The 26012-nt window shown below is 59.3% G+C and carries 23 protein-coding genes; 2 read left to right on the top strand and 21 right to left on the bottom strand.

The window, feature by feature from the left end; genetic code table 11:
• Window position 1: 1 nt before the first annotated feature.
• From nuoL to AC3IUE_RS21965, 20 genes are all read right to left on the bottom strand, one after another.
• Window positions 2-1855: an NADH-quinone oxidoreductase subunit L gene (gene nuoL / locus AC3IUE_RS22060; RefSeq protein ID WP_056740433.1), complete on the bottom strand. Its 1854-nt coding sequence runs from the start codon at window positions 1853-1855 to the stop codon at window positions 2-4.
• Window positions 1852-2160: an NADH-quinone oxidoreductase subunit NuoK gene (gene nuoK, locus AC3IUE_RS22055; protein WP_007946416.1), complete on the bottom strand. Its 309-nt coding sequence runs from the start codon at window positions 2158-2160 to the stop codon at window positions 1852-1854. Before nuoK ends, nuoL begins: the two co-directional genes overlap by 4 nt.
• Window positions 2161-2162: 2 nt before the next feature.
• Window positions 2163-2666: an NADH-quinone oxidoreductase subunit J gene (nuoJ, locus tag AC3IUE_RS22050; protein WP_008146049.1), complete on the bottom strand. Its 504-nt coding sequence runs from the start codon at window positions 2664-2666 to the stop codon at window positions 2163-2165.
• A 9-nt stretch (window positions 2667-2675) separates the two neighbouring features.
• A complete protein-coding gene (gene nuoI, locus AC3IUE_RS22045) occupies window positions 2676-3221 on the bottom strand; it encodes an NADH-quinone oxidoreductase subunit NuoI (RefSeq protein ID WP_019648466.1) in 546 nt (181 codons plus the stop codon).
• Between the two features lie 12 nt (window positions 3222-3233).
• Window positions 3234-4241: an NADH-quinone oxidoreductase subunit NuoH gene (gene nuoH, locus AC3IUE_RS22040; RefSeq protein WP_008146046.1), complete on the bottom strand. Its 1008-nt coding sequence runs from the start codon at window positions 4239-4241 to the stop codon at window positions 3234-3236.
• Entirely contained in the window at window positions 4238-6952 is a 2715-nt protein-coding gene (gene nuoG / locus AC3IUE_RS22035; RefSeq protein WP_489263750.1) for an NADH-quinone oxidoreductase subunit NuoG, read from the bottom strand. The genes nuoH and nuoG overlap by 4 nt, the downstream gene beginning before the upstream one ends.
• A gap of 137 nt (window positions 6953-7089) precedes the next feature.
• Entirely contained in the window at window positions 7090-8445 is a 1356-nt protein-coding gene (gene nuoF / locus AC3IUE_RS22030) for an NADH-quinone oxidoreductase subunit NuoF (protein WP_017339604.1), read from the bottom strand.
• On the bottom strand, window positions 8442-8939 hold the full coding sequence (nuoE, locus tag AC3IUE_RS22025; RefSeq protein ID WP_008146039.1) for an NADH-quinone oxidoreductase subunit NuoE: 498 nt from the start codon (window positions 8937-8939) through the stop codon (window positions 8442-8444). The genes nuoF and nuoE overlap by 4 nt, the downstream gene beginning before the upstream one ends.
• 2 nt (window positions 8940-8941) lie before the next feature.
• Window positions 8942-10726 carry an NADH-quinone oxidoreductase subunit C/D gene (gene nuoC, locus AC3IUE_RS22020; RefSeq protein WP_489263749.1) on the bottom strand — a complete coding sequence of 595 codons (1785 nt, stop codon included), beginning with the start codon at window positions 10724-10726 and terminating at the stop codon, window positions 8942-8944.
• Window positions 10727-10798: 72 nt separating this feature from the next.
• A complete protein-coding gene (locus AC3IUE_RS22015) occupies window positions 10799-11473 on the bottom strand; it encodes a NuoB/complex I 20 kDa subunit family protein (RefSeq protein WP_008146035.1) in 675 nt (224 codons plus the stop codon).
• A gap of 10 nt (window positions 11474-11483) precedes the next feature.
• Window positions 11484-11897 carry an NADH-quinone oxidoreductase subunit A gene (locus AC3IUE_RS22010; RefSeq protein WP_008146033.1) on the bottom strand — a complete coding sequence of 138 codons (414 nt, stop codon included), beginning with the start codon at window positions 11895-11897 and terminating at the stop codon, window positions 11484-11486.
• 688 nt (window positions 11898-12585) lie between these two features.
• Window positions 12586-13911, bottom strand: a complete 1326-nt coding sequence (gene aceA, locus AC3IUE_RS22005; protein ID WP_033057066.1) for an isocitrate lyase — start codon at window positions 13909-13911, stop codon at window positions 12586-12588.
• A gap of 498 nt (window positions 13912-14409) precedes the next feature.
• Entirely contained in the window at window positions 14410-15171 is a 762-nt protein-coding gene (locus AC3IUE_RS22000) for a secretin N-terminal domain-containing protein (protein ID WP_489263748.1), read from the bottom strand.
• Between the two features lie 243 nt (window positions 15172-15414).
• A complete protein-coding gene (locus AC3IUE_RS21995; RefSeq protein WP_056740441.1) occupies window positions 15415-15840 on the bottom strand; it encodes a GNAT family N-acetyltransferase in 426 nt (141 codons plus the stop codon).
• The gene (locus AC3IUE_RS21990; RefSeq protein WP_461999169.1) at window positions 15833-17002 is read right to left on the bottom strand and encodes a ribosomal protein uL16 3-hydroxylase; all 1170 of its coding nucleotides are present in this window, start codon (window positions 17000-17002) and stop codon (window positions 15833-15835) included. The genes AC3IUE_RS21995 and AC3IUE_RS21990 overlap by 8 nt, the downstream gene beginning before the upstream one ends.
• An 86-nt stretch (window positions 17003-17088) precedes the next feature.
• A complete protein-coding gene (purB, locus tag AC3IUE_RS21985; protein WP_008146027.1) occupies window positions 17089-18459 on the bottom strand; it encodes an adenylosuccinate lyase in 1371 nt (456 codons plus the stop codon).
• A gap of 126 nt (window positions 18460-18585) precedes the next feature.
• Window positions 18586-19209 carry a high frequency lysogenization protein HflD gene (hflD, locus tag AC3IUE_RS21980; RefSeq protein ID WP_046047459.1) on the bottom strand — a complete coding sequence of 208 codons (624 nt, stop codon included), beginning with the start codon at window positions 19207-19209 and terminating at the stop codon, window positions 18586-18588.
• Window positions 19206-20351, bottom strand: coding sequence for a tRNA 2-thiouridine(34) synthase MnmA (gene mnmA, locus AC3IUE_RS21975; RefSeq protein WP_046047458.1), 1146 nt, complete (start codon window positions 20349-20351; stop codon window positions 19206-19208). Before mnmA ends, hflD begins: the two co-directional genes overlap by 4 nt.
• Window positions 20352-20410: 59 nt before the next feature.
• On the bottom strand, window positions 20411-20857 hold the full coding sequence (locus AC3IUE_RS21970; protein WP_489263747.1) for an NUDIX hydrolase: 447 nt from the start codon (window positions 20855-20857) through the stop codon (window positions 20411-20413).
• 216 nt (window positions 20858-21073) lie between these two features.
• The gene (locus AC3IUE_RS21965; protein WP_046047456.1) at window positions 21074-23299 is read right to left on the bottom strand and encodes an NADP-dependent isocitrate dehydrogenase; all 2226 of its coding nucleotides are present in this window, start codon (window positions 23297-23299) and stop codon (window positions 21074-21076) included.
• 496 nt (window positions 23300-23795) lie between these two features.
• Here AC3IUE_RS21965 and icd point away from each other — a divergent pair, with 496 nt between their 5' ends.
• Complete coding sequence (icd, locus tag AC3IUE_RS21960) at window positions 23796-25052, top strand: NADP-dependent isocitrate dehydrogenase (RefSeq protein ID WP_010458895.1); 1257 nt, start codon at window positions 23796-23798, stop codon at window positions 25050-25052.
• Window positions 25053-25128: 76 nt separating this feature from the next.
• Here icd and AC3IUE_RS21955 read toward each other — a convergent pair whose 3' ends face one another.
• Window positions 25129-25407, bottom strand: coding sequence for a cold shock domain-containing protein (locus tag AC3IUE_RS21955; RefSeq protein ID WP_489263746.1), 279 nt, complete (start codon window positions 25405-25407; stop codon window positions 25129-25131).
• Window positions 25408-25632: 225 nt separating this feature from the next.
• Between AC3IUE_RS21955 and clpS the strand changes: the two genes are divergently transcribed.
• Window positions 25633-25995: an ATP-dependent Clp protease adapter ClpS gene (gene clpS, locus AC3IUE_RS21950; RefSeq protein WP_046032480.1), complete on the top strand. Its 363-nt coding sequence runs from the start codon at window positions 25633-25635 to the stop codon at window positions 25993-25995.
• Window positions 25996-26012 lie beyond the last annotated feature (17 nt).

Raw genomic sequence — 26012 nt, 5'->3', positions numbered from 1 at the left:
ATCAGACCGCTACCAGCACGATGGCGCCGATGACCAGCACGGAGCCGGCTGCCATCGATGCCGCGTACCAACGCAGTTGACCGGTTTCGGTACGGCTCAGGGCGGTGTGACCGCCTTTGGCCATACGCGGGATCAGACCGATGGTCTGGTCAAGCGGGTCTCTGCGCAGTGCGTGGCTGATCGCAAGGTATGGCTTGACGAACAGTTTGTCGTAGATCCAGTCGAAGCCCCAGGCAGCGAACCACCAGGCCGAAAGGAAGCGGCCGATGCCGCTGTTGGCGATTGCAGTGACGAAACGACGCTTGCCGAGGAACAGCAGCGCGGCCAGCAGGATACCGGACAGGGCGATGGCGCCCGATGCGATTTCCAGACTGTGCTTGGCTTCGCCGCCGGCATGGCCGACGCTTTCCGGCAGCACGCCGTGCAGCGGTGGAACGATCATCGCGCCAATGGCGGTAGACAATACGATCAGCACCGACAGTGGCAGCCAGTGAGCGATGCCGTGACCGGCGTGCGCTTCGGTCTTCACTTCACCGTGGAACGCGATGAAGATCAGGCGGAAGGTGTACAGCGAAGTCATGAATGCGCCGACCAGACCTGCGTACAGCAGACCGTGGTTGCCGCTGGCGAACGCTTCCCAGAGGATTTCGTCCTTGGAGTAGAAGCCTGCGGTGACCAGTGGCAGGGCCGACAGAGCCGCGCCGCCGACGATGAAGCTGGCGTAGGCCAGTGGCAGTTTCTTCCACAGGCCGCCCATCTTGAAGATGTTCTGCTCGTGGTGGCAGGCAACGATCACCGCACCGGACGCAAGGAACAGCAGCGCCTTGAAGAAGGCGTGGGTCATCAGGTGGAAGATCGCGCCATCCCACGCACCAACGCCCAGGGCCAGGAACATGTAGCCGATCTGGCTCATGGTCGAGTAGGCGAGGATACGTTTGATGTCGGTCTGAACCAGTGCGGCAAAACCGGCGAGTACCAGGGTCACACCGCCGACGACGCCAACCAGGTGCAGGATATCCGGCGCCAGGGAAAACAGGCCGTGAGTACGGGCGATCAGGTAGACACCGGCGGTCACCATGGTTGCAGCGTGGATCAGTGCCGAAACCGGAGTAGGACCGGCCATCGCGTCCGCCAGCCAGGTTTGCAGCGGCAGTTGCGCGGATTTACCGACAGCGCCGCCCAGCAGCATCAGGGTAGCCATGACCATCCAGAAGTCGCCGGCCTGGAATTTCTGCGGCGCCAGCACCAGCAGTTCCTGGATGTTCAGCGTGCCCAGTTGCGCGAACAGGATGAACAGGCCGATGGCCATGAACACGTCGCCGATCCGGGTGACGATGAAGGCTTTGAGTGCCGCGTTACCGTTGTTGCGGTTGCTGTAGTAGAAACCGATCAACAGGTACGAGCACAGGCCCACGCCTTCCCAGCCGAAGTACAGGAACAACAGGTTATCGCCCAGGACCAGGAACAGCATGCTGGCGATAAACAGGTTGGTGTAGGCGAAGAAGCGCGAGTAACCGGCTTCACCGCGCATGTACCAGGACGCGAACAGGTGGATCAGGAAGCCGACGCCGACCACCACACCGAGCATGGTCAGGGACAGACCATCCAGGTACAGCGCGAAGTTAGGCGTAAAGCCTTCCACCGCCATCCACTGCCACAACACCATGGTGTAGTGACCACCTTCAGGTGGCGCGACGTTGAATTGCCAGATCACATAAGCCGTGACGATGGCAGACAAGCCGATGGAACCGACGCCGATCAGCGCCGACAGGTTTTCCGAGAGGCGACCGCGTGAAAACGCCAGCAGCAGGAAACCTATGAGAGGGAATACGAAAGTCAGATAGAGAAGATTCATCCGCGCATCTCGCTGGCAGCGTCGATATCGAGAGTGTGGAAGCGGCGATACAGCTGCAACAGAATCGCCAGGCCAATACTGGCCTCGGCGGCTGCCAGGCTGATCACCAGGATGAACATGATCTGTCCATCCGGCTGCGCCCAGCGGCTACCGGCAACGATGAACGCCAAAGCGGAGGCATTCATCATGACCTCCAGGCTCATCAGCACGAAGAGAATGTTGCGGCGGACCATCAGGCCGACCAGACCGAGGCAGAACAGGATGCCGGCGACCGCCAGACCATGCTCCATAGGGATAGCAGGCATCGTCATTGCTCCTTGGCTTCGTTGCGGCCCAAGTGGAACGCCGTGACGGCTGCGGCGAGCAGCAACATCGAGGCGAGTTCGACCACCAGCAGATAAGGACCGAACAGGCTGATGCCCACGGCCTTGGCGTCTACGGTGGTGTGGCCGATGGCCTGGCCGCTGTCGTGGCTGAACAGCACGTACAGCAGTTCAACCAGCAGCAGGGTGCCGAGTGCGACCGGGCCGAGCCAGATGCCGGGCTTGAGCCAGACGCGCTCTTGCTGAACCGAGGCGGGGCCCAGGTTCAGCATCATCACCACGAACACGAACAGCACCATGATGGCGCCAGCGTAGGCGATCACTTCCAGCACACCGGCAAACGGTGCGCCGAGGGCGAAAAACGTCATCGCCACGGCAATCAGCGAAATGATCAGGTAGAGCAGGGCGTGCACGGGGTTGGTGTTGGTGATCACGCGAAGCGTGGACACAACAGCGATACCCGATGCGAAATAGAAAGCGAATTCCATCTTTCTTCCTTAAGGCAGCAAGCTCTTCACGTTGATCGGTTCGGCTTCATTCTGCGCGGCGCCTTTTGGCTTACCGGCAATCGCCATACCTGCAACACGATAGAAGTTGTAATCAGGGTTTTTGCCGGGGCCGGAGATCAGCAGATCTTCTTTCTCGTACACCAGGTCCTGACGTTTGAACTCGGCCATCTCGAAATCCGGTGTCAGCTGGATCGCGGTGGTCGGGCAGGCTTCCTCGCAGAGGCCGCAGAAAATGCAGCGCGAGAAGTTGATACGGAAAAATTCCGGGTACCAGCGACCGTCATCGGTTTCAGCTTTCTGCAGCGAGATGCAACCGACCGGGCACGCCACGGCGCACAGGTTGCAAGCTACGCAACGCTCTTCGCCGTCGGGGTCGCGGGTCAGCACGATACGGCCACGGAAGCGCGGCGGCAGGTACACCGCCTCTTCCGGGTATTGCAGCGTGTCGCGCTTGCGGAAGGCGTGGCCAAAAATCATCACCAGGCTGCGAAGCTGGGTGAAGAAGCCATGCACGATGTCAAATATGTACTTCATGATTCTCTATCCTCACTGAGCCGCGACGGCGGGCGTGTTGAGCAACACGATCGCAGCGGTCACCAGCATGTTGACGAGGGTCAGCGGCAGGCAGAACTTCCAGCTGAAATCCATCACTTGGTCATACCGTGGGCGCGGAATCGAGGCGCGCAGCAGGATGAAGAACATGATGAAGAACGCGGTTTTCAGTGCGAACCAGATGAACGGGATCTGCGGCAGAATGCCGAACGGGCCGTGCCAGCCACCGAAGAACAAGGTCACCAGCAGCGCCGAAATCAACACGATGCCGATGTACTCACCGACGAAGAACATGCCCCATTTCATGCCGGCGTATTCAATGTGGTAACCGTCGGCCAGTTCCTGCTCCGCTTCCGGCTGGTCGAACGGGTGACGGTGAGTCACGGCGACGCCGGCAATGAAGAAGGTCAGGAAACCGAAGATCTGCGGAATGACGAACCACAGGTTCTGCGCCTGGTATTCAACGATGTCGCGCATGTTGAACGAGCCAACCTGGATCACGATGCCCATCAGCGACAGGCCCATGAACACTTCGTACGACACGGTTTGTGCCGAGGCCCGCAAGCTGCCCAACAGGGCGAACTTGTTGTTACTCGACCAGCCGGCGAACAGCACCGCGTAGACCGACAGACCGGCCATGGCGAAGAAGAACAGGATGCCGATGTTGATGTCCGCCACACCCCAGGTCGGGGTGATCGGGATGATCGCGAAGGCAATCAGCAAGGCGCTCATGGCCACGACCGGCGCCAAGGTGAAGATCACTTTGTCGGCGAATGGCGGGGTCCAGTCTTCCTTGAAGAACATCTTGATCATGTCGGCCGCAATCTGGAACGCGCCGAACGGGCCGACGCGGTTCGGACCGTAACGGTCCTGCCAGAGGGCGAGCAAACGACGCTCGACCCAGCTCAGCAGCGCGCCGCACACCACGACGGCGAGCAGAATCACGATGGCCTTGAGGACCGCGATGATCACGTCAATCACTTCAGGCGTGAACCAGGTCATTGAGCTGCCTCCTGCAGACCGTCAACGGTTTTGCCAAAGATCGCTGGCGGAATGCCGGCGATACCGGCCGGCAATGCGACCAGACCGGCACCCAGCTCTTCGTTGATGCGCAGCGGCAGACGCAGGGTCTGGCCAGCAACGCTCAGGCTCAGCAGGGCGCCGTCATTGACACCCAGACGGTCGGCTTCGGATTTGGCCAGCGACACGTAGGCGGCCGGGATGCGTTCCTGAACCGGTGCGGCTTTGGAAGAGTTCTCTTCGCTGCCGAACAGGTGGAAGAACGGCACAACCTGCCAGGTGCCCGGAGCCGGGTTGAACGCATGCGGAACACTGGCGAACCAGTTCAGCGAGTCACCGGTGCTTTCGATCAGGCGGGTGCCCGGGTCGCCAGCGCGGATGTGACCACCGACTTCGTCCTGGAACTTGTTCCAGGCTTGCGGCGAGTTCCAGCCCGGAGACCAGGCGAATGGCACTTGCTGACGCGGTTCGACCGAGCCCGAGTAACCTTCCATGGAGAACGAGAACGCGGTGTCGTTGTCCTGGGAAGTACGCGGTTCGTGCACGCTGATGTCGGCGCGCATGGCGGTACGACCGGAGTAACGCAGCGGTTCGCGAGCCAGTTTCAGGCCTTTGATGCGGAACGCGGCGGACGGTGCGGCGCTGACAATGCCGGCCAGTTGCGGAGTGCTTGCGGCACAGGCAGCGGTGACGTGGTCCAGTTGGGTCCAGTCGATCGGCTGGTTCAACAGGGTGGCGCGCAGGGCATGCAGCCAGCGCCAGCCTTCGTGAACCATGATGCTGGCATCGAGGTAAGTCGGGTCGAAGACCTGGAAGAAACGCTGGGCGCGGCCTTCCTGGCTGACCAGCGTACCGTCGCCTTCAGCGAAGCTGGCAGCTGGCAGAACCAGGTGCGCGCGATCGCTGGTGGCGGTCTTCTGATGGTCCGCCACGATCAGCACTTTCGCGGCGTTCAGGGCAGCATCGACACGGGCTTTGTCGGTTCGGGTGTACAGATCGTTTTCCAGCACGACGATGGCGTCAGCTTTACCGTCGATCACGGCTTGCAGCGCGGCATCGACCGAGTCGCCACCGAGCATGGCCAGGCCGAGGCTGTTGGCCTCTGGCACGATCAGGCTGATGGAACCGTTCTTCTCGCGCAGCTTCAGGGCTTTGGCGATGTTTGCCGCCGCTTCGATCAGCGCCTTGGAACCCAGCGAGGTACCGGCAATGATCAGCGGACGCTTGGCGGCGAGCAGGGCGTCGGCAATGCGCTTGGCCAGCTCAAGGGCTTCAGCGTCCAGACCTTCAACGGCAGGCGCGCTGGCGTCGAGGGCGTGAGCCACGGCGAAACCGATGCGGGCCAGGTCGTCTGGCGCAGCGTGTACGCATTCTTCAGCGATGTCGTCGAGCTTGGTTTCAGCCAGGCTGGCGATGAACAGCGGGTTCAGAGCGTTCTGACCGATGTTCTTCACCGCAGCGTCAAGCCAAGGCTGAACGCGCATGGCGTCGGCCATGTCTTCGGCTTTGCCTTTGACCGATTGACGCAGGGACAGGGCCATGCGCGCAGCGGTCTGGGTCAGGTCTTCACCGAGGACGAAGATCGCATCGTGGTCTTCGATGTCGCGCATGTTCGGGATCGGCAGCGGGCTGTCTTTCAGCACCTGCATGACCAGACGAATGCGTTCCAGCTCGGCAGCTTCGATACCGGAGTAGAAGTGCTCGGCACCGACCAGCTCGCGCAACGCGTAGTTGCTTTCGAGGCTGGCGCGTGGCGAACCGATACCGACGATGTTGCGACCGCGCAGCAGGTCGGCGGCTTTATCCAGCGCTTCGTCGAGGGTCAGCTTGGCGCCGTTGGCCAGCAATGCCTGACGCGGGCGATCCTTGCGGTTGACGTAGCCATAGCCGAAACGGCCACGGTCGCACAGGAAGTACTGGTTTACCGAACCGTTGAAACGGTTTTCGATACGACGCAGTTCACCGTAGCGCTCGCCCGGGGAGATGTTGCAACCGCTGGAGCAGCCATGGCAGATGCTCGGCGAGAACTGCATGTCCCACTTGCGGTTGTAGCGCTCGGAGTGAGTCTTGTCGGTGAACACACCGGTCGGGCAGACCTCGGTGAGGTTGCCGGAGAACTCGCTTTCCAGGGTGCCGTCTTCAACGCGACCGAAGTACACGTTGTCGTGGGCGCCGAATACACCGAGGTCGGTGCCGCCGGCGTAGTCCTTATAGAAGCGCACGCAGCGGTAGCAAGCGATGCAGCGGTTCATTTCGTGGGAAATGAACGGGCCCAGTTGCTGGTTCTGGTGAGTACGCTTGGTGAAGCGATAACGGCGCTCGTTGTGGCCGGTCATCACCGTCATGTCTTGCAGGTGGCAGTGACCGCCTTCTTCACAGACCGGGCAGTCGTGAGGGTGGTTGGTCATCAGCCATTCAACGACGCTGGCGCGAAACACTTTCGCTTCTTCGTCGTCGATGGAGATCCAGCTGCCGTCGGTGGCGGGGGTCATGCAGGACATGACGATCCGACCACGTTTGTCGTTTTCGTCGGTGTACTGCTTGACCGCGCACTGGCGGCAAGCGCCAACGCTGCCTAGGGCTGGGTGCCAGCAGAAATAAGGGATATCGAGGCCTAGCGACAGACATGCCTGTAACAGGTTGTCTGCCCCATCGACTTCGAGCTCTTTGCCGTCTACGTGGATAGTGGCCATGGTTCAAAGTTCTTCGTTGGCCCGGTGTCAGCGGGCGTGGCTAATGGAATCTTGTTATTCGCGTGAATCAACACAGCCGTTTACGGCGTCATCACACGACAAAGCGAAGGGCACGGACCCTTCGCTTTTTTAAGCGTTTACGCGCCGACTACGATCGGCCTTGCCAGAGGCGGGACGACGGCGCTGGTAGGCGCGATGCCGGCTTCGAACTCATGGCGGAAGTATTTGATTGCGCTGCCCAACGGCTCCACGGCGCCCGGTGCGTGAGCACAGAAGGTCTTGCCTGGGCCGAGGAAACCGACCAGACCCAGCAGGGTCTCGATATCGCCGGCTTGCCCTTCACCGTTCTCGATCGCACGCAGAAGCTTGACGCTCCACGGCAGACCGTCACGGCACGGGGTGCAGAAGCCGCAGGATTCGCGGGAGAAGAACTCTTCCATGTTGCGCAGCAGGGAAACCATGTTGACGCTGTCGTCCACCGCCATGGCCAGGCCGGTACCCATGCGGGTGCCCACTTTGGCGATGCCGCCGGCGTACATTTGTGCGTCCAGGTGTTCCGGCAACAGGAAACCGGTACCAGCGCCGCCTGGCTGCCAGCACTTGAGCTTGTAACCGTCGCGCATGCCGCCGGCGTAGTCTTCGAACAACTCGCGACCGGTGACGCCGAACGGCAGTTCCCACAGGCCGGGGTTCTTGACCTTGCCGGAGAAGCCCATGAGCTTGGTGCCCATGTCTTCGCTGCCTTCGCGGGCCAACGATTTGTACCAGTCCACGCCGTCGGCAATGATCGCCGGCACGTTGCACAGGGTTTCAACGTTGTTCACGCAAGTCGGCTTGCCCCACACGCCAACGGCAGCAGGGAAGGGCGGCTTGGAGCGCGGGTTGGCGCGGCGACCTTCGAGGGAGTTGATCAGTGCGGTTTCTTCACCGCAGATGTAACGCCCGGCGCCGGTGTGGACGAACAGCTCGAAATCGAAGCCGCTGCCCAGGATGTTTTTACCCAGCAGGCCCGCTGCCTTGGCTTCTTCCACGGCACGGTTCAGGTGCTTGGCGGCGGTGGTGTATTCGCCACGCAGGAAGATGTAGCCACGGTAGGTTTTCAGCGCGCGAGCACTGATCAGCATGCCTTCGATCAACAGATGGGGCAGTTGCTCCATCAGCATGCGGTCTTTCCAGGTGTTCGGTTCCATCTCGTCCGCGTTGCACAGCAGGTAGCGGATGTTGATGGATTCGTCTTTGGGCATCAGGCCCCACTTAACACCCGTGGGGAAGCCTGCACCGCCGCGACCTTTAAGGCCTGCGTCTTTCACGGTCTGGACGATGTCGTCCTGAGCCATGTCGGCGAAAGCCTTGCGCGCAGCCGCGTAACCGTTCTTGGCCTGGTACTCGTCGAGCCATACGGCTTCGCCGTCGTCACGCAGACGCCAGGTCAGCGGGTGAGTCTCGGCCGAACGCTTGATGCGGTTGGCTGGACCGAAGGAAGTCAGGGTCATACGTAGCCCTCGAGCAATTTGGCAACGCCGGCAGGCTGCACATCACCGAAAGTGTCGTCGTCGATCATCAACGCCGGCGCCTTGTCGCAGTTGCCGAGGCAGCAGACCGGCAGCAGGGTGAAACGACCGTCGGCGGTGGTCTGACCCAGGCCGATGCCCAGATTGCTCTGGATTTCGCTGACTACGGACTCATGGCCACCGATGTAGCAGACCATGCTGTCGCAGACGCGAATGATGTGACGGCCGACCGGCTGACGGAAGATCTGGCTATAGAACGTCGCCACCCCTTCAACGTCGCTGGCCGGGATGCCGAGGATCTCGCCGATGGCGTACAGAGCGCCATCCGGCACCCAGCCACGTTCCTTCTGGACGATCTTCAGGGCTTCGATCGACGCCGCGCGCGGGTCTTCGTAGTGATGCAGCTCGTGCTCGATGGCCGAGCGCTCGGTTTCGCTCAGGGCGAAACGGTCTGTCTGGATAAGCGTGCTGTTCATGCTTAGCGGTCCACGTCGGCCATAACGAAATCGATACTACCCAGGTACGCGATCAAGTCCGCGACCATGCTGCCTTTGATCACCGAAGGGATCTGCTGCAGGTGCGGGAAGCTTGGGGTGCGAATCCGGGTGCGGTAGCTCATGGTGCCGCCATCGCTCGTCAGGTAATAACTGTTGATGCCCTTGGTCGCTTCAATCATCTGGAAGGATTCGTTGGCCGGCATGACCGGGCCCCACGAAACTTGCAGGAAGTGCGTGATCAGGGTCTCGATGTGTTGCAGGGTGCGCTCTTTCGGCGGCGGCGTAGTCAGCGGGTGATCCGCCTTGTACGGGCCTTCCGGCATGTTGCGCATGCACTGCTCGATGATCTTCAGGCTCTGGCGCATTTCTTCGACACGCACGATGCAACGGTCGTAGGCATCGCCATTGGCCGCCAGCGGCACTTCGAATTCGAAGTTCTCGTAACCGGAGTACGGGCGAGCTTTACGCAGGTCGAAATCGCAACCGGTCGAACGCAGGCCGGAACCGGTGACGCCCCATTCCAGGGCTTCTTTGGTGTTGTAGGCGGCGACGCCGATGGTCCGGCCACGCAGGATGCTGTTGTCCAGTGCGGCTTTCTGGTATTCGTCCAGACGCTTTGGCATCCACTCGATGAAGTCTTTCACCAGTTTTTCCCAGCCGCGCGGCAGGTCGTGAGCGACGCCACCGATGCGGTACCAGGCCGGGTGCAGACGGAAGCCGGTAATGGCTTCGATCACCGTGTACGCCTTCTGACGGTCGGTGAACGTGAAGAACACCGGGGTCATGGCGCCCACGTCCTGGATGTAAGTCCCCAGGAACAGCAGGTGACTGGTGATCCGGAAGAACTCGGCCATCATGATGCGGATGACGTCGACCTTCTCAGGCACCTTGATGCCGGCCAGCTTCTCGACCGAGAGCACGTACGGCAGGTTGTTCATCACGCCGCCGAGGTAATCGATACGGTCGGTGTACGGAATGAAACTATGCCAGGACTGACGTTCGGCCATCTTCTCGGCACCACGGTGGTGGTAACCGACGTCCGGTACGCAATCGACGATCTCTTCACCGTCCAGCTGCAGAATGATGCGGAACGCACCGTGCGCGGAAGGGTGGTTAGGACCGAGGTTGAGGAACATGTAGTCCTCGTTCGCCCCGGAACGCTTCATGCCCCAGTCTTCAGGCTTGAAGCGCGCGGCTTCTTCCTCAAGCTGTTGCTTGGCCAGGGTCAGGCTGAACGGGTCGAACTCGGTGGCGCGGGCCGGGAAGTCCTTGCGCAGCGGGTGACCTTCCCAGGTCGGCGGCATCATGATGCGGGTCAGGTGCGGGTGACCGGCAAAGTTGATGCCGTACATGTCCCACACTTCACGCTCGTACCAGTTGGCGTTCGGCCAGATGCCGGTCACGGTCGGCACGCTGAGGTCGCTCTCGGACAAGGCGACCTTGATCATTACGTCACTATTACGTTCGATCGACATCAAGTGATAGAACACAGTGAAGTCGGCGCCGTTAGGCAGCCCTTGACGCTTGGTGCGCAGACGCTCGTCCACGCCGTGCAGGTCATAGAGCATGACGTACGGCTTGGGCAGGTTGTGCAGGAAGGTCAGGACTTCGACGAGTTTGGCACGGGCAACCCAAAGCACCGGCATGCCGGTGCGGGTAGGCTGGGCGGTGAACGCCTCGGGGCCAAAACGGTTGTTCAGTTCGACGACCACATCCTGGTCGTCTGCCTTATAAGGCGGGATGTACAGAGCACTGCCTGTAGTCATGGTTATTTATCGCTTTCGGTCAACGTAAAGAATGAAGCCAGGTTCTCGTTCTATAAAAGAAGCAGGTCTGGATCAGACTTCGTCGGGGCTGCGCAGGTTGGTGACTGCGATTCGCTGTTCGCGGCGCTGTTCCTTTTGCGAAGGCATCTCGGCGCGGTACACGCCTTGATCGCCGACGACCCAGGAAAGTGGGCGACGCTCCTGTCCAATCGACTCTTGCAAGAGCATCAAGCCTTGCAGAAAAGCTTCAGGGCGGGGCGGGCAGCCAGGCACGTAGACGTCCACGGGCAGGAACTTGTCCACCCCTTGAACGACTGAGTAGATGTCGTACATGCCACCGGAGTTGGCGCACGAACCCATGGAGATAACCCATTTAGGTTCGAGCATTTGCTCGTAGAGACGCTGAATGATCGGCGCCATCTTGATGAAGCAGGTACCGGCGATAACCATGAAATCCGCCTGACGCGGCGATGCCCGGATAACCTCGGCGCCAAAGCGCGCGATGTCGTGGGGCGCCGTGAAGGCGGTGGTCATTTCCACGTAGCAGCACGAAAGACCGAAGTTATACGGCCACAGGGAGTTCTTGCGCCCCCAGTTGATCGTGCCGTTAAGCACGTCTTCGAGCTTGCCCATGAAAATGTTTTTGTGGACTTGATCTTCTAACGGATCGGAAACGGTTTCCCGTTCGCCAATCGGATACTGCTCGTTAGGAGCATCGGGGTCGATCCTGGTGAGATTGTATTGCATTGCCAAAGCCTCATTGTTTCAGCTTCGCTTGCCGCTTAAGACGAGCTGCCGGAGCCCAGTCAAGGGCGCCCACTCGAAATAGGTAGACAAGGCCTGCCAACAGAATTGCTATGAAAACGAGAGCTTCGACGAATCCGGTCCAGCCGCTTTCGCGGACGGACACAGACCAGGCAAAGAGAAAAAGGGCTTCGATATCGAAGATCACGAAGAGCATCGCGACCAGATAGAATTTGGCTGAGAGCCGTAAGCGGGCGCCACCTGTAGGTAGCATGCCGGATTCGAACGGTTCGTTTTTGCTGCGGCCCCAGGCTTTTGACCCGAGGAGGCTGGAGACGCCGAGCATGAAGGCACAAAGGCCGACGACGCCCAGAAGGAAAATGGCAAAGCCCCAGTTGTGGGCCATGAGTCCTGTCGCTTCGGGCATGCTGGTAATCCTTAACAGAGAGCAAAGGTCTCTGAGCTTGAAAAGAAACAAAGCAGTGACGATATGTCGCAGCAATCAATCCCGCTGATTTTATGGCACAACACCGTGCAAGTAAAATTCCTATAGCGAAATTATTTATAGGAATAAGGACATAGCGCACCTCCAAAACCCCGCAGCCCATGCGGTTCGGGCATTAGCCGGGATTTCATCAATATTGTTTTGTTGGGAATGTAACGAACATAGTTGCGGCTAAATGATAATCAATATTGTTTGCGGTGGTTTTTAAACTGTTTAATGGGGTGAGAGTCGGGAAGTTGTCTTATATGTGCGTAACAACAAGTAGCGAGCGGGGTCGTTTTACCCTTTTTTCCTGATCGAGAAACTGCTCAGGATCAATGATTTTGAGCGCAGAACCTGGCATGCGCACGATCCCTGTAGCAGCTGCCGAAGGCTGCGTTCGGCTGCGCAGCAGTCGTGAATCATGCGGTGATGTCTTTCAGTTGGATTGTATTTGCGGGATTAGCGAGGACTTCGTCCTCGAACGCAGCCTTCGGCAGCTGCTACAGGGGACGTGGTGTTCAAAACACAGGCAAAAAAAACGCCCCGAACCAGTCGGGGCGTCAGATGTGCGGCGTTGCGGTTAGCTTTCTATTCGGTCCGCAACGGCCGTTTGCTCAGGTGAATCAGATCAGTGGAACTGTTCTTCTTCAGTCGAACCGGTCAGCGCGGTTACCGAAGACGAGCCACCTTGAATCACAGTGGTCATGTCGTCGAAGTAGCCGGTGCCCACTTCCTGCTGGTGAGCCACGAAGGTGTAGCCCTTCGAAGCGTCAGCGAACTCTTGCTCTTGCAGCTTCACGTAGGCAGTCATGTCGTTGCGGGCGTAGTCGTGCGCCAGGTTGAACATGCTGTGCCACATGTTGTGAATGCCGGCCAGGGTGATGAACTGGTGCTTGTAACCCATGGCGGACAATTCGCGCTGGAACTTGGCGATGGTCGCGTCGTCCAGGTTTTTCTTCCAGTTGAAGGAAGGCGAGCAGTTGTACGACAGCAGTTGGTCCGGGTATTCCTTTTTGATCGCTTCAGCGAAGCGACGAGCCTCGTCCAGATCCGGCTTGGCGGTTTCGCACCAGATCAGGTCGGCGTACGGAGCGTAAGCCAGGCCGCGAGCGATCGCCTGGTCCAGGCCGGCGCGCACTTTGTAGAAGCCTTCCTGGGTACGTTCGCCAGTCACGAACGGCTGGTCGTACGGGTCGCAATCGGAAGTCAGCAGGTCAGCCGCGTTAGCGTCGGTGCGAGCCAGGATGATGGTCGGCGTACCGGCAACGTCAGCTGCCAGACGAGCAGCAGTCAACTTCTGTACAGCTTCCTGGGTAGGAACCAGTACCTTGCCGCCCATGTGGCCGCATTTTTTCACGGAAGCCAGTTGGTCTTCGAAGTGAACGCCGGCGGCGCCTGCTTCGATCATGCTTTTCATCAGCTCGTAAGCGTTCAGTACGCCGCCGAAACCGGCTTCGGCGTCAGCCACGATTGGAGCGAAGTAGTCGATGTAGCCTTCGTCGCCCGGGCCTTTGCCGGCTTTCCACTGGATCTGGTCAGCACGACGGAACGAGTTGTTGATGCGCTTGACCACGGTTGGAACCGAGTCCACCGGGTACAGCGACTGGTCCGGGTACATCGATTCGGCGGAGTTGTTGTCCGCAGCGACTTGCCAGCCCGACAGGTAGATCGCCTGGATACCGGCTTTAACTTGTTGTACAGCTTGGCCGCCGGTCAGGGCGCCCATGCAGTTGACGAAATCTTTATCAGGACGGAAGGACGGCTTGGCGCCCTGGGTTACCAGGTTCCAAAGCTTCTCGGCGCCCAATTTTGCAAAGGTGTGCTCAGGTTGAACCGAGCCACGCAGGCGGACGACGTCAGCAGCGGAGTAAGCGCGTGTCACGCCTTTCCAGCGTGGGTTTTCAGCCCAATCTTTTTCGAGGGCTGCAATTTGCTGTTCGCGTGTCAGTGCCATGGAGATAAACCTCGTCGCATAGGTCTGGGGTGGAAAATTCCTGCTCCTGCCAAGTACGCATTGAGACGTGCGTAAAAGGCTGCTCGCTGACCAGAAGCTTAGGTGGTCAAGTCGGATTCGGCGGGGATGGCGACGGGATGAACGATGGGCTCGAGGGGAAGTGAGCAGGTAAGGGCGAACTGTCGAGCGCATTCGGGCGTCGTGGGCCTTGGTGCGAACTTCAGTGTGGAGCCGGGTTACCTAATTACGCTTCCGTCCCTCGGGACAACTTCGTTCCAGTCGGCAACCTCGTCAAACACACCTTGTGGGCGGTACAGACACGAAGCGGCTCGCGGGGTAGGTGCGAGCGTCGCCTCGAAGGCCCTTGCCAGGGCCCCTGATTAGCGGGAGCGAGGCCATCATGCCTTTGCTTTTTTCGATCGTCAAACGTTTTGTAGTGCTTTTTTTATGGCACTACATCTTTGGTCTAATACGACTAATCAGTCAGTTTTCGGTGGTTTAGTCCAAAGTATCGACTTTCACCCGCAGGGTCATGTCATCGCGGCCCTGAGTCGAGTAGCTGTGGGTCTGGCCCTGTTTATCGGCCTGAGTCTGGCGGTTCACGCCGGCCAGGGTGATCCATTCGCCCAGTCGTCCCGTGACAGTTGTGTCGGTACTTTGCACATTCACTACATCGGGACGTTCCTGGCTCATTCGGTCACGGTTGGTACTGATCGCCAGGTGAACGATATCGCCGGTGACGCTGGCGGTGACGTAGAAACCCTGGGTGACGTTGCGGTATTCGGTCTGGCTTCGCAGGTCGCCGTAGGAGTCGGTCTGAGTGCTGGTGAGTGGCACGCTCTGGCCGACCTGGATCAGGGCCGGCGCACCTTCGCTGGCCTGGATCTGCTGAATCCCGCCGTCACGGCTGTCGGTGCTGCGATTGATGATGCGGGTCTGGCTCGGTTTCGCGCCGTTTACCGAGTAACCCTGATCGCCCTGGAAGTTGTTTTCGTTGGTGTCGACAGTGATCAGCAGACGTTTGGCGGCTACATCGAGTTGCGTGATCAAGGTCTTAAGTTCGTCGATCTTGCGCTGATCGGCATTGACGATCAGTTGATTGCCGTAGGCGCTGACCTGGCCATCCTTGCCGATGAAATCCTGGGCCATCGGCAGCATGTCGGCACTGGTGCGGTAGTTCAGTGGCACGATCTCGGTGGCGGCCATGACCGAAAAACTGCAGGTCAGCAGCAGCGTGGTGAGCAGGGTGCGTAGGGACATATCCGTTATCTCCGACATCTTGAAGTGTTGATATTGCCAGTTTGTCGGCCCGGCGTGGGGCAAGTTGAATCGTAGACAGCAAAACGCCCCGGCATCGGTTGATGGCGGGGCGTTTTGTGTGTTCTTGCGGGCCTCATCGCGAGCAAGCTCGCTCCCACAGGGTTTTAGGTGTTGTTACAGGTTGCAGCAACACCATCAATCCACTGTGGGAGCGAGCCTGCTCGCGATGGCGGCACCTCGGTGTTATGCCGAATGCCGCACCATGTCCACATGCGGAATGCCTGCTTCCAGGAACTCCTCACTGACCAGGCTGAAGCCCAGGCGCTCATAGAACGCCGTGGCCTGCACCTGTGCGCTCAACATCTGCTGCTTGAGCCCGCGCTTCTCGGCTTCACCGATCACCGCGTGCATCAGCGCATCGCCGACCTTCAAGCCGCGCCAGTCTTTCAGCACCGACACCCGGCCGACGTGGCCATCGGGCAGCAGGCGGGCGGTGCCAATCGGAAAGTCGCCTTCGAAGGCCAGAAAATGCACCGCCGTTGCGTCATCAGCATCCCATTCCAGCTCAGGAGGAACGGATTGCTCGGCGATGAACACCGTCTCACGAATGCGCCGGATCTCGGCGATGTCCTTCTGCCAGTCTGCGACACGAACGTGGATTTTATTCATCAGCAAACCCCAGGCTGCCTTGCTTGACCAGCTCGCACAGCAGGCCGCGGCCGTCTTCGTCGTTCAGCCAGTCACCGAGGTTATCGGTGTGCAGGGCGTCGGCAGCGCAGATCAATTTCAGCAACTCGCGCAGTTTACCCGGCAGGTAACGGCTCTGGCCGCTGGCGAACAGCAGCAAGTCGTCATCGACTTCGGACCAGGCCATGCGCGCGCTCGGGTTGCGGATCAGCACGGCGCCTTGTTCCAGGCTGGCGAGGAAGTCTTCTTCTTCGACTTCTTCCGGGCCGACGATCAGTTCCGGGTAGCGCGGCTCGGTCATGTACTGGCCGAACCAGGTCAGCAGCAGGCGCTCGTCGCTCATGTGCTCGGCCAGCAACGCTTTCAGGCGATCAAGGGCGTCGTGCTGAATCTGGTGCGGATCGACCGCCGGCAGGGCGTCGGCGTCGGTGTAACGCTCTTCGTCAGTCAGGAACTGGCTGAGGAAGTCAGTGAAGTGAGTCAGCACTTCAGAGGCGCTCGGGGCTCGGAAGCCGACCGAGTAGGTCATGCAGTCATCCACCGCAACGCCGCAATGGGCCAGGCGCGGCGGCAGGTAGAGCATGTCACCGGGTTCCAGGACCCACTCATCGGTGGCCTCGAAGTCGGCGAGGATGCGCAGGTCTGCGTGCGGCAGCAGCTTGCTTTCGGAATCGCACATCTGGCCGATTTTCCAGTTGCGCTTGCCGTGACCTTGCAGCAGGAACACGTCGTAGTTGTCAAAGTGCGGACCGACGCTGCCACCTGGGGCGGCGAAGCTGATCATCACGTCGTCGACGCGCCAGCTTGGCAGGAAGCGGAAGTTTTCCAGCAGTTCGCTGACTTCCGGCACGAACTGGTCGACCGCTTGCACCAGCAGGGTCCACTCGGTCTCCGGCAGTTTGCTGAATTCGTCTTCGGCGAATGGGCCGCGACGCATTTCCCAAGGACGCTCGCCGTGTTCGATCACCAGGCGTGATTCAACTTCTTCTTCCAGCGCCAGGCCGGCCAGTTCGTCTGGGTCGATCGGGCTTTCGAAATCAGGGATCGCCTGGCGGATCAGCAGCGGTTTTTTCTGCCAGTAGTCACGCAGGAATTCGCGCGCCGTGATGCCGCCCAGAAGTTGAAGAGGAATATCAGGATTCATGTGTAACCTATTGAAAAAATGCACTTTTCAGACGGGAATAAAAACGCCCGGCGCTGCCGGGCGTCTCAAAAGGGTCAAGCGGTCGATCAGATGCGTTTGGCTTGCTCTACAGCGTTACCGATGTAGTTGGCCGGGGTGAGCAATTTCAGCTCGGCCTTGGCGGCGGCTGGCATGTCCAGACCGTCGATGAAAGTTTGCAGTGCTTCAGGGCTGATGCCCTTGCCACGGGTCAACTCTTTCAGTTTTTCGTACGGGTTTTCGATGTTGTAGCGACGCATCACGGTCTGGATCGGCTCGGCCAATACTTCCCAGCACGCGTCCAGGTCGGCAGCAATCTTCTGAGCGTTGAGCTCGAGTTTGCTGATGCCTTTGAGGCTGGCTTCGTACGCGATCACGCTGTGGGCGAAGCCGACACCGAGGTTGCGCAATACGGTGGAGTCGGTCAGGTCGCGCTGCCAGCGGGAGATCGGCAGCTTGCTCGCCAGGTGCTGGAACAGTGCGTTGGCGATGCCCAGGTTGCCTTCGGAGTTCTCGAAGTCGATCGGGTTGACCTTGTGCGGCATGGTCGACGAACCGATTTCGCCAGCGATGGTGCGCTGTTTGAAATAGCCCAGGGAGATGTAGCCCCAGATGTCGCGGTCGAAGTCGATCAGGATGGTGTTGAAGCGCGCGATCGCGTCGAACAGCTCGGCGATGTAGTCGTGCGGTTCGATCTGCGTGGTGTACGGGTTGAAGCCCAGGCCCAGCTCGTCTTCGATGAAGGCGCGGGCGTTCTCTTCCCAATCGATCTCAGGGTAGGCCGACAGGTGAGCGTTGTAGTTGCCGACAGCGCCGTTGATCTTGCCCAGCAGCGGAACGGCCGCGACTTGAGCGATTTGACGCTCCAGACGGTAAACCACGTTCGCCAGCTCTTTGCCCAGGGTGGTCGGCGAGGCCGGTTGACCGTGGGTGCGCGACAGCATCGGCACGTCAGCGAAACGGATGGCCAGTTCGCGGATGGCGTCGCAGGTTTGGCGCATCAGCGGCAGCATCACGTCATCACGGCCTTCGCGCAGCATCAGGGCGTGGGACAGGTTGTTGATGTCCTCGCTGGTGCAGGCAAAGTGGATGAATTCGCTGACAGCAGCCAGTTCCGGCAGCTTGGCCGCTTGCTCTTTGAGCAGGTATTCGATGGCTTTGACGTCGTGGTTGGTGGTGCGCTCAATCTCTTTGACACGCTCGGCGTGCTCCAGAGCGAAGTTTTCCGCCAGGGTGTTCAGCACAGCGTTGGCTTCGGCGGAGAACGCCGGCACTTCGCTGATGCCAGGGTGAGCGGCCAGGCGCTGGAGCCAGCGCACTTCAACCAGAACGCGAGCACGGATCAGGCCGTATTCGCTGAAAATTGGGCGCAGGGCCTGGGTTTTGCCGGCGTAGCGGCCGTCAACAGGGGAAACCGCAGTGAGCGAAGAAAGCTGCATGGGGTGTTCTCGGACAGTCGGGCAACGAAATGGGGCGCGTATCATACATGAAAAAATCCGCCGGTCCGTTGCCAACTGACCAGCGTCTTACGCGTTACAAATTACAAAGGGTCTTGCGGGCGCGGTTCAGCTGCTGCGCATCAGCGGGTAAAGCTCTTTCAGCAACTTGCGACGGCTGATCACCAGCTGCCAGCGATGACCGCCCAACTGCCGCCACAGGCGCGCCGAACGAATTCCGGCCAGCAACAGGGCGCGGATCTTCGAAGCGTTGCTCGGTTGCTGCAGGTTGCGCATGTCGCCATGGACCTGAATTCGCTGGCGCAAGGTGCTCAGGGTGTCCTGATACAGGGCGCCGCACGCTGCAATCACGTTTTCGTGCGCCGGGCCGAAGTGCTCGACCTGGGACTGAATCTGCGGCAGACGCTTGCCGATCACATCGAGCATGTCATTGCGCTTGGCCAATTGACGCTCCAGACCAAGCATCGCCAGTGCATAGCGCAGCGGTTCGCGCTGAAGGGTGCTCGGGTCGCGTTCCAGGGCGCCAATCAATGCGCGGTAGCCTTCACGCAGATTGATGTCGTCGCCGCCGTAGACTTCCAGGGTGTCTTTTGGGTCGCGAATCAGCAGGCTGCCGAGCATGCACGTCAGGCCGGCTTCGGTGGTCTGGCCGGTCTTGGCGATCTTGTCGACCAGCACGGCGGCGAGAAACACACCGCCCAAGGCCGTCAGTTGCTCCTGAGTCGGGTTCATTGCTGCTCGCCTTGAGCCGTGCCTTTGCTGGTCCACGGCTCCGCGACTTCAATCACGCCGCCGCCGAGGCAGATTTCACCGTCGTAGAACACCACGGACTGGCCCGGGGTGACCGCGCGTTGCGGGTCATCGAAGGTCGCGCGGTAGCCGGTGGCGGTTTTTTCCAGGGTGCACGGCTGGTCGCTTTGGCGATAGCGGACTTTGGCGGTCAAGCGGCGTGGTTCGCTCAGGTCGATCGGGTTGACCCAATAGATGTCTGAAGCGAGCAGGGCGCGTGAGAACAGATACGGATGGTCATTGCCCTGGCCAACGATCAATTCGTTGTGTTCCAGGTCTTTGATCAGCACGTACCACGGCTCGTCACTGGCGTCTTTCAAGCCGCCGATGCCCAGGCCCTGACGCTGACCGATGGTGTGATACATCAAGCCGTGGTGGCGGCCGATGACTTCACCTTCGGTGGTCTTGATCTCGCCCGGTTGGGCCGGCAGGTACTGCTTGAGGAAGTCGCTGAAGCGGCGTTCGCCGATAAAGCAGATCCCGGTGGAATCCTTTTTCTTCGCGGTGGCGAGTTCGTGTTTCTCGGCAATCGCGCGGACTTCGGGTTTTTCCAGCTCGCCGACCGGGAACAGGGTCTTGGCGATCTGTTCGCCGCCGACGGCGTGCAGGAAGTAGCTCTGGTCCTTGTTCGGGTCCAGGCCCTTGAGCAGCTCGGTGCGACCATCGATGTCGCGGCGACGCACGTAGTGACCGGTGGCGATCAGGTCGGCGCCGAGCATCATGGCGTAGTCGAGGAACGCCTTGAACTTGATCTCGCGGTTGCACAGGATGTCCGGGTTCGGCGTGCGACCGGCCTTGTATTCGGCCAGGAAGTGCTCGAACACGTTGTCCCAGTACTCGGCGGCGAAGTTGGCGGTGTGCAGCTTGATGCCAATCTTGTCGCACACGGCCTGAGCGTCCGCCAGGTCATCCATGGCGGTGCAGTATTCCGTTCCATCGTCTTCTTCCCAGTTCTTCATGAACAGGCCTTCCACCTCATAACCCTGCTCGATCAGCAGGAGAGCGGAAACGGAAGAGTCCACGCCGCCGGACATGCCGACAATGACGCGCTTCTTTTGTGTGTCAGAAGGGGCTGGATCACGCATAGGGATTCAATGAGTGTCTTGAAAAAGGACGCGATTCTAACAGGCCGAAGCCCGCAAGGCTAAAGAGAAGGGCGGATCAGTTCGAGACCGAAGTGTTGACCGTCCAGATAATCATCAATACAGCGGATGATCAGCTCACTGCGCCAGTTTGCGCGCTGTGCCAGCAGTTCGTCACGCGTCAGCCATTTTGCGCCGACGATGCCGTCGTCCAGCTGATAGTCGGGGTGATGTTTGAGCGGTTTTGCGGTGAAGCAGACCCGCTGATAAGTCACGCCGTTGCTTGGCGCGGTGTAGAGGTAAATGCCCACCACGCCAGTCGGCTCGACGTCCCAGCCGGTTTCCTCGAGGGTTTCGCGTACGGCGGCCTCGATCAGTGTTTCGTCTGGGTCGAGGTGGCCGGCGGGTTGGTTGAGCACCGTTCGTCCGTGCTTGGTTTCTTCAACCATCAGGAAACGACCGTTGTCTTCGACGATGGTGGCGACGGTGATGTGGGGTAGCCAATCCATGAAGCATCCTCGAATTTTGAATATTGAAACACGGTCAATGTGGGAGCGGGCTTGCTCGCGAATGCGGTTTATCATTCAACAATCATGCTGGCTGACCCACCGCTTTCGCGAGCAAGCCCGCTCCCACATTGGTCCAGTGTTCACATTGGAAGTGTGTGAACGCCACAAACACAAACCCCGGCGCAGGGCCGGGGTTTGTGATGTTCCCTTACAACCTTAAACCAGCGCAGCGATCGCGGCGTTGAAGGTGTTGCTCGGGCGCATGGCCTTGCTGATCAGCTCGGCATTGGCGTGGTAGTAACCGCCGATGTCCACTGGCTTGCCCTGAACGGCGTTGAGCTCGGCAACGATGGTTGCTTCGTTCTCGGTCAGGGTCTTGGCCAGTTCGCCGAACTGCGCTTGCAGTGCAGTGTCTTCGGTCTGGGCAGCCAGGGCTTGAGCCCAGTACAGCGCCAGGTAGAAGTGGCTGCCGCGGTTGTCGATGTTGCCGACTTTGCGCGATGGCGACTTGTTGTTGTCCAGGAACTGGCCGGTGGCCTGATCCAGGGTCTTGGCCAGAACCAGCGCCTTAGGGTTGTTGTAGGTAACACCCAGGTGCTCAAGGGAGGCGGCCAGGGCCAGGAACTCGCCCAGGGAATCCCAGCGCAGGAAGTTCTCTTCCAGCAGCTGCTGAACGTGCTTCGGTGCCGAACCGCCGGCGCCGGTTTCAAACAGACCGCCGCCATTCATCAGCGGAACGATCGACAGCATCTTGGCGCTGGTGCCCAGTTCCATGATCGGGAACAGGTCGGTCAGGTAGTCGCGCAGTACGTTGCCGGTCACCGAGATGGTGTCCTTGCCTTCGCGGGTACGGCCCAGAGTGAAGGCCATCGCGTCGACTGGCGACATGATGCGGATGTCCAGGCCGGAGGTGTCGTGATCCTTCAGGTAAGCCTGAACTTTCTCGATCACTACGCCGTCGTGGGCGCGCATTGGGTCCAGCCAGAAAATCGCTGGAGTGGCGCTTGCACGAGCACGGTTGACGGCCAGTTTGACCCAGTCCTGGATCGGCGCGTCTTTGGTCTGGCACATGCGGAAGATGTCGCCGGCTTCAACCGACTGTTCCAGCAGCATGCGGCCAGCGCCATCGGAAACCCGAACTACGCCGTTGGCCTTGATCTGGAAAGTCTTGTCGTGCGAGCCGTACTCTTCGGCTTTTTTCGCCATCAGGCCAACGTTTGGCACGCTGCCCATGGTGGTTGGATCGAAAGCGCCGTGCAGCTTGCAGTCTTCGATTACCGCCTGGTAGATGGTGGCGTAGCAGCGATCCGGGATCACAGCCTTGGTGTCGTGCAACTGACCGTCAGTGCCCCACATTTTGCCGGAGTCACGGATCATCGCCGGCATCGAGGCGTCGACGATAACGTCGCTCGGCACGTGCAGGTTGGTGATGCCTTTGTCGGAGTTGACCATGGCCAACGACGGACGATCGGCGTAGACCGCCTGGATGTCCGCTTCGATCTGCGCTTGCTGCTCAGCCGGCAGGGCTTTGATGCGAGCGTACAGGTCGCCGATGCCGTTGTTCAGGTTGAAGCCGATCTGCGCCAGCACGTCAGCGTGCTTGGCCAGTGCGTCTTTATAGAACTCGGCAACGATCTGGCCGAACATGATCGGGTCGGAGACCTTCATCATGGTGGCTTTGAGGTGAACCGACAGCAGCACGCCTTTGGCTTTAGCGTCTTCGATCTCGGCAGCAATGAAGCTGCGCAGAGCGTTTTTGCTCATGACTGCGCAATCGAGGATCTCACCGGCTTGCACGGTGGTTTTTTCTTTCAGGACGGTGGTGGTGCCGTCTTGAGCGATCAGTTCGATTTTGACGGCGTCAGCGGCGTCGATCAGGGCAGCTTTTTCGCTACCGTAGAAATCGCCGGTGCTCATGTGCGCGACGTGGGACTTGGAGTCCGCAGCCCAGGCGCCCATTTTGTGCGGGTGTTTGCGCGCGTAGTTCTTGACCGACAGCGGTGCACGACGATCGGAGTTGCCTTCGCGCAGAACCGGGTTCACGGCGCTGCCCTTGATCTTGTCGTAACGCGACTTGGCGAGCTTGTCGGCGTCGCTGGTCACGGTTTCCGGGTAGTCAGGCAGTGCGAAGCCCTGGGCTTGCAGTTCCTTGATCGCGGCTTGCAGTTGCGGAACCGAGGCGCTGATGTTCGGCAACTTGATGATGTTGGCTTCAGGCGTAACGGCCAGGTCGCCCAGTTCGGCGAGGTGGTCGGCTACGGCTTTGTCACCCAGTTGCTCGGGGAAGCTGGCCAGGATGCGCCCTGCAAGAGAGATATCGCGGGTTTCCACGGCGATATCAGCGGAGGCGGTGAAGGCCTCTACGATAGGCAACAGTGAATAGGTGGCGAGGGCGGGAGCTTCGTCGGTGAAGGTATAGATGATCTTCGAGCGGGTGGGCATATTCGGATTAACTCTCTCTTCTTTGCTAAAGCGTGCGCAGAAAAACTCGAGGGGCGCCGGGTAAGCGCGTTCGTTCAAAGTCATCCATGAGCCGAATGTCGAGATTTCTTCGCGGTGATGTTGGGTGCATCAGTCGAGCGTCAAGCGGGTGGGCTGCGGTAACAACCCGGCTTTTTCAGGCCCAAAGCCTCGTAATAGAGAGGTCGGCCATCGTGACTCTGTGGTCAGCGGGCGGCATTATACATAGGTAGCTGGCAATCTGCCGATGGTTCATATGCAACGATTGTCGTCCATTGGTCTAAAGGTCGCAGGGGCGAGTGGGGCGTAGAGTCTTGCACCGTGCTTGAGTTTGGCGCTTTTCCCTTTGCTTTCAGGCTTGTAGGTCGCGAACTGTGCAGCTTTGCGGCAGATGGTTGGAACATAGGGTTTGCGTGCCGATTTAACTGGGGTACGCTCGAACGAAGCCAGATGTTCAATCCAAACAATGGAGTTCAGCATGGGATACAAGAAGATTCAGGTTCCAGCAGTCGGCGACAAAATCACCGTCAACGCGGACCATTCTCTCAATGTTCCTAACAACCCGATCATCCCCTTCATCGAAGGTGATGGTATTGGCGTTGATATCAGCCCGGTCATGATCAAGGTTGTCGATGCTGCTGTTAAGAAGGCTTACGGCGGCGAGCGCAAAATTTCCTGGATGGAAGTCTACGCCGGGGAGAAAGCGACTCAGGTTTACGATCAGGACACCTGGCTACCTCAGGAAACCCTGGACGCAGTTAAAGATTACGTGGTTTCCATCAAGGGCCCTCTGACCACTCCGGTCGGTGGCGGCATCCGTTCCCTGAACGTGGCCCTGCGTCAGCAACTCGACCTTTATGTCTGCCTGCGCCCAGTGCGTTGGTTCGAAGGCGTGCCTAGCCCGGTCAAGAAGCCAGGCGACGTCGACATGACGATCTTCCGTGAGAACTCGGAAGACATCTACGCCGGTATCGAGTGGAAAGCCGGTTCGCCGGAAGCAACCAAGGTCATCAAGTTCCTTAAAGATGAAATGGGTGTCACCAAGATCCGTTTCGACGAAAACTGCGGTATCGGCATCAAGCCGGTTTCGCTGCAAGGCACCAAGCGTCTGGCGCGAAAAGCGCTGCAGTATGTGGTCGACAACGACCGCGACTCGCTGACCATCGTGCACAAAGGCAACATCATGAAGTTCACCGAAGGTGCCTTCAAGGAATGGGCCTACGAAGTGGCGGCTGAAGAGTTCGGCGCGACCCTGCTCGATGGCGGTCCGTGGATGCAGTTCAAAAACCCGAAAACCGGCAAGAACGTTATCGTCAAAGACGCCATCGCCGACGCCATGCTCCAGCAGATCCTGCTGCGCCCGGCCGAATACGATGTGATCGCGACCCTGAACCTGAACGGCGACTACCTCTCCGACGCCCTGGCGGCGGAAGTGGGCGGTATCGGTATCGCACCGGGTGCCAACCTGTCTGACACCATTGCGATGTTCGAGGCGACCCACGGTACTGCGCCGAAGTACGCTGGCAAGGACCAGGTCAACCCAGGTTCCCTGATCCTGTCCGCAGAGATGATGCTGCGTCACATGGGCTGGACCGAAGCGGCTGATCTGATCATCAAAGGCACCAACGGCGCGATTTCGGCCAAGACAGTGACCTATGACTTCCACCGTCTGATGGAAGGCGCGAAGCTGCTGTCTTCGTCTGCGTTTGGTGATGCGCTCATCTCGCATATGTAAGCCGCATATGTAAGCGAATCAGCATTAAAAAAAACCGCCTTCGGGCGGTTTTTTTATGACTGGATGACGGGTTGCGTCAGCTCGACACCGTTTCTTGCTGGGTGGCAGCGACCTGCTCGTTCTCGGTCGTGGCAGCCCCAATCTTGACTGCGTGCAGCCCTTTGGGTCCCTGGACGATCTCGAAGCTTACGAGTTGCCCGGCCTTGAGAGTCTTGTATCCGTCCATTTCAATGGCCGAATAGTGTGCAAAGAAATCAATAAGATGACCGTCTTCGTCACGGCCTTCTCTGGCGTCGGTGTTAATGAAACCGAATCCCTTGGCATTGTTGAACCATTTCACCTTACCGACTGACATACCCATATCCCTCTGCAACAGACTCCATCACTGGAGTATCATCCAGTTCATCCGCAGTCATTTCCTGGAAATAAGATTGACTCCGCGGACCTTTTTTACCCACTGTGGGCTCTATTGGTTGTAACACCGTTTTCCCGATAGTCAAGGTGACCGGGCAGTCGGAGTTGAAATCGTCCATAGCCGCCCCCACCACTGTATTTGCACAACTGACGAACCTTTCTTTCCATGCATGCAATCAGCCAGATTCGACTAACATTCAATCAGGATCGCCCTGATTCTCACGACGACGATTCCGCAGGCATTGCTGTTCAGGAGGCAAAGCCTGCTTTACAGGCGCCGCCGATGTACAAGGTGGTTTTGTTCAATGATGACTACACACCGATGGATTTCGTCGTCGAAGTGCTCGAGGTGTTTTTTAACCTGAATCGGGAGCTGGCGACCAAGGTCATGCTGGCCGTCCACACAGAAGGACGGGCAGTATGTGGAGTGTTTACCCGCGACATCGCCGAGACTAAGGCCATGCAGGTCAACCAGTACGCCAGGGAAAGCCAGCATCCGCTACTCTGTGAAATCGAGAAGGACGGTTAATCGCCGACCACTTGGGT

It is taken from the genome of Pseudomonas sp. GL_093 (assembly GCF_057837605.1).
The sequence above is the reverse complement of the archived record's forward strand: the minus strand, read 5'-3'. Positions and strand labels throughout refer to the sequence as shown.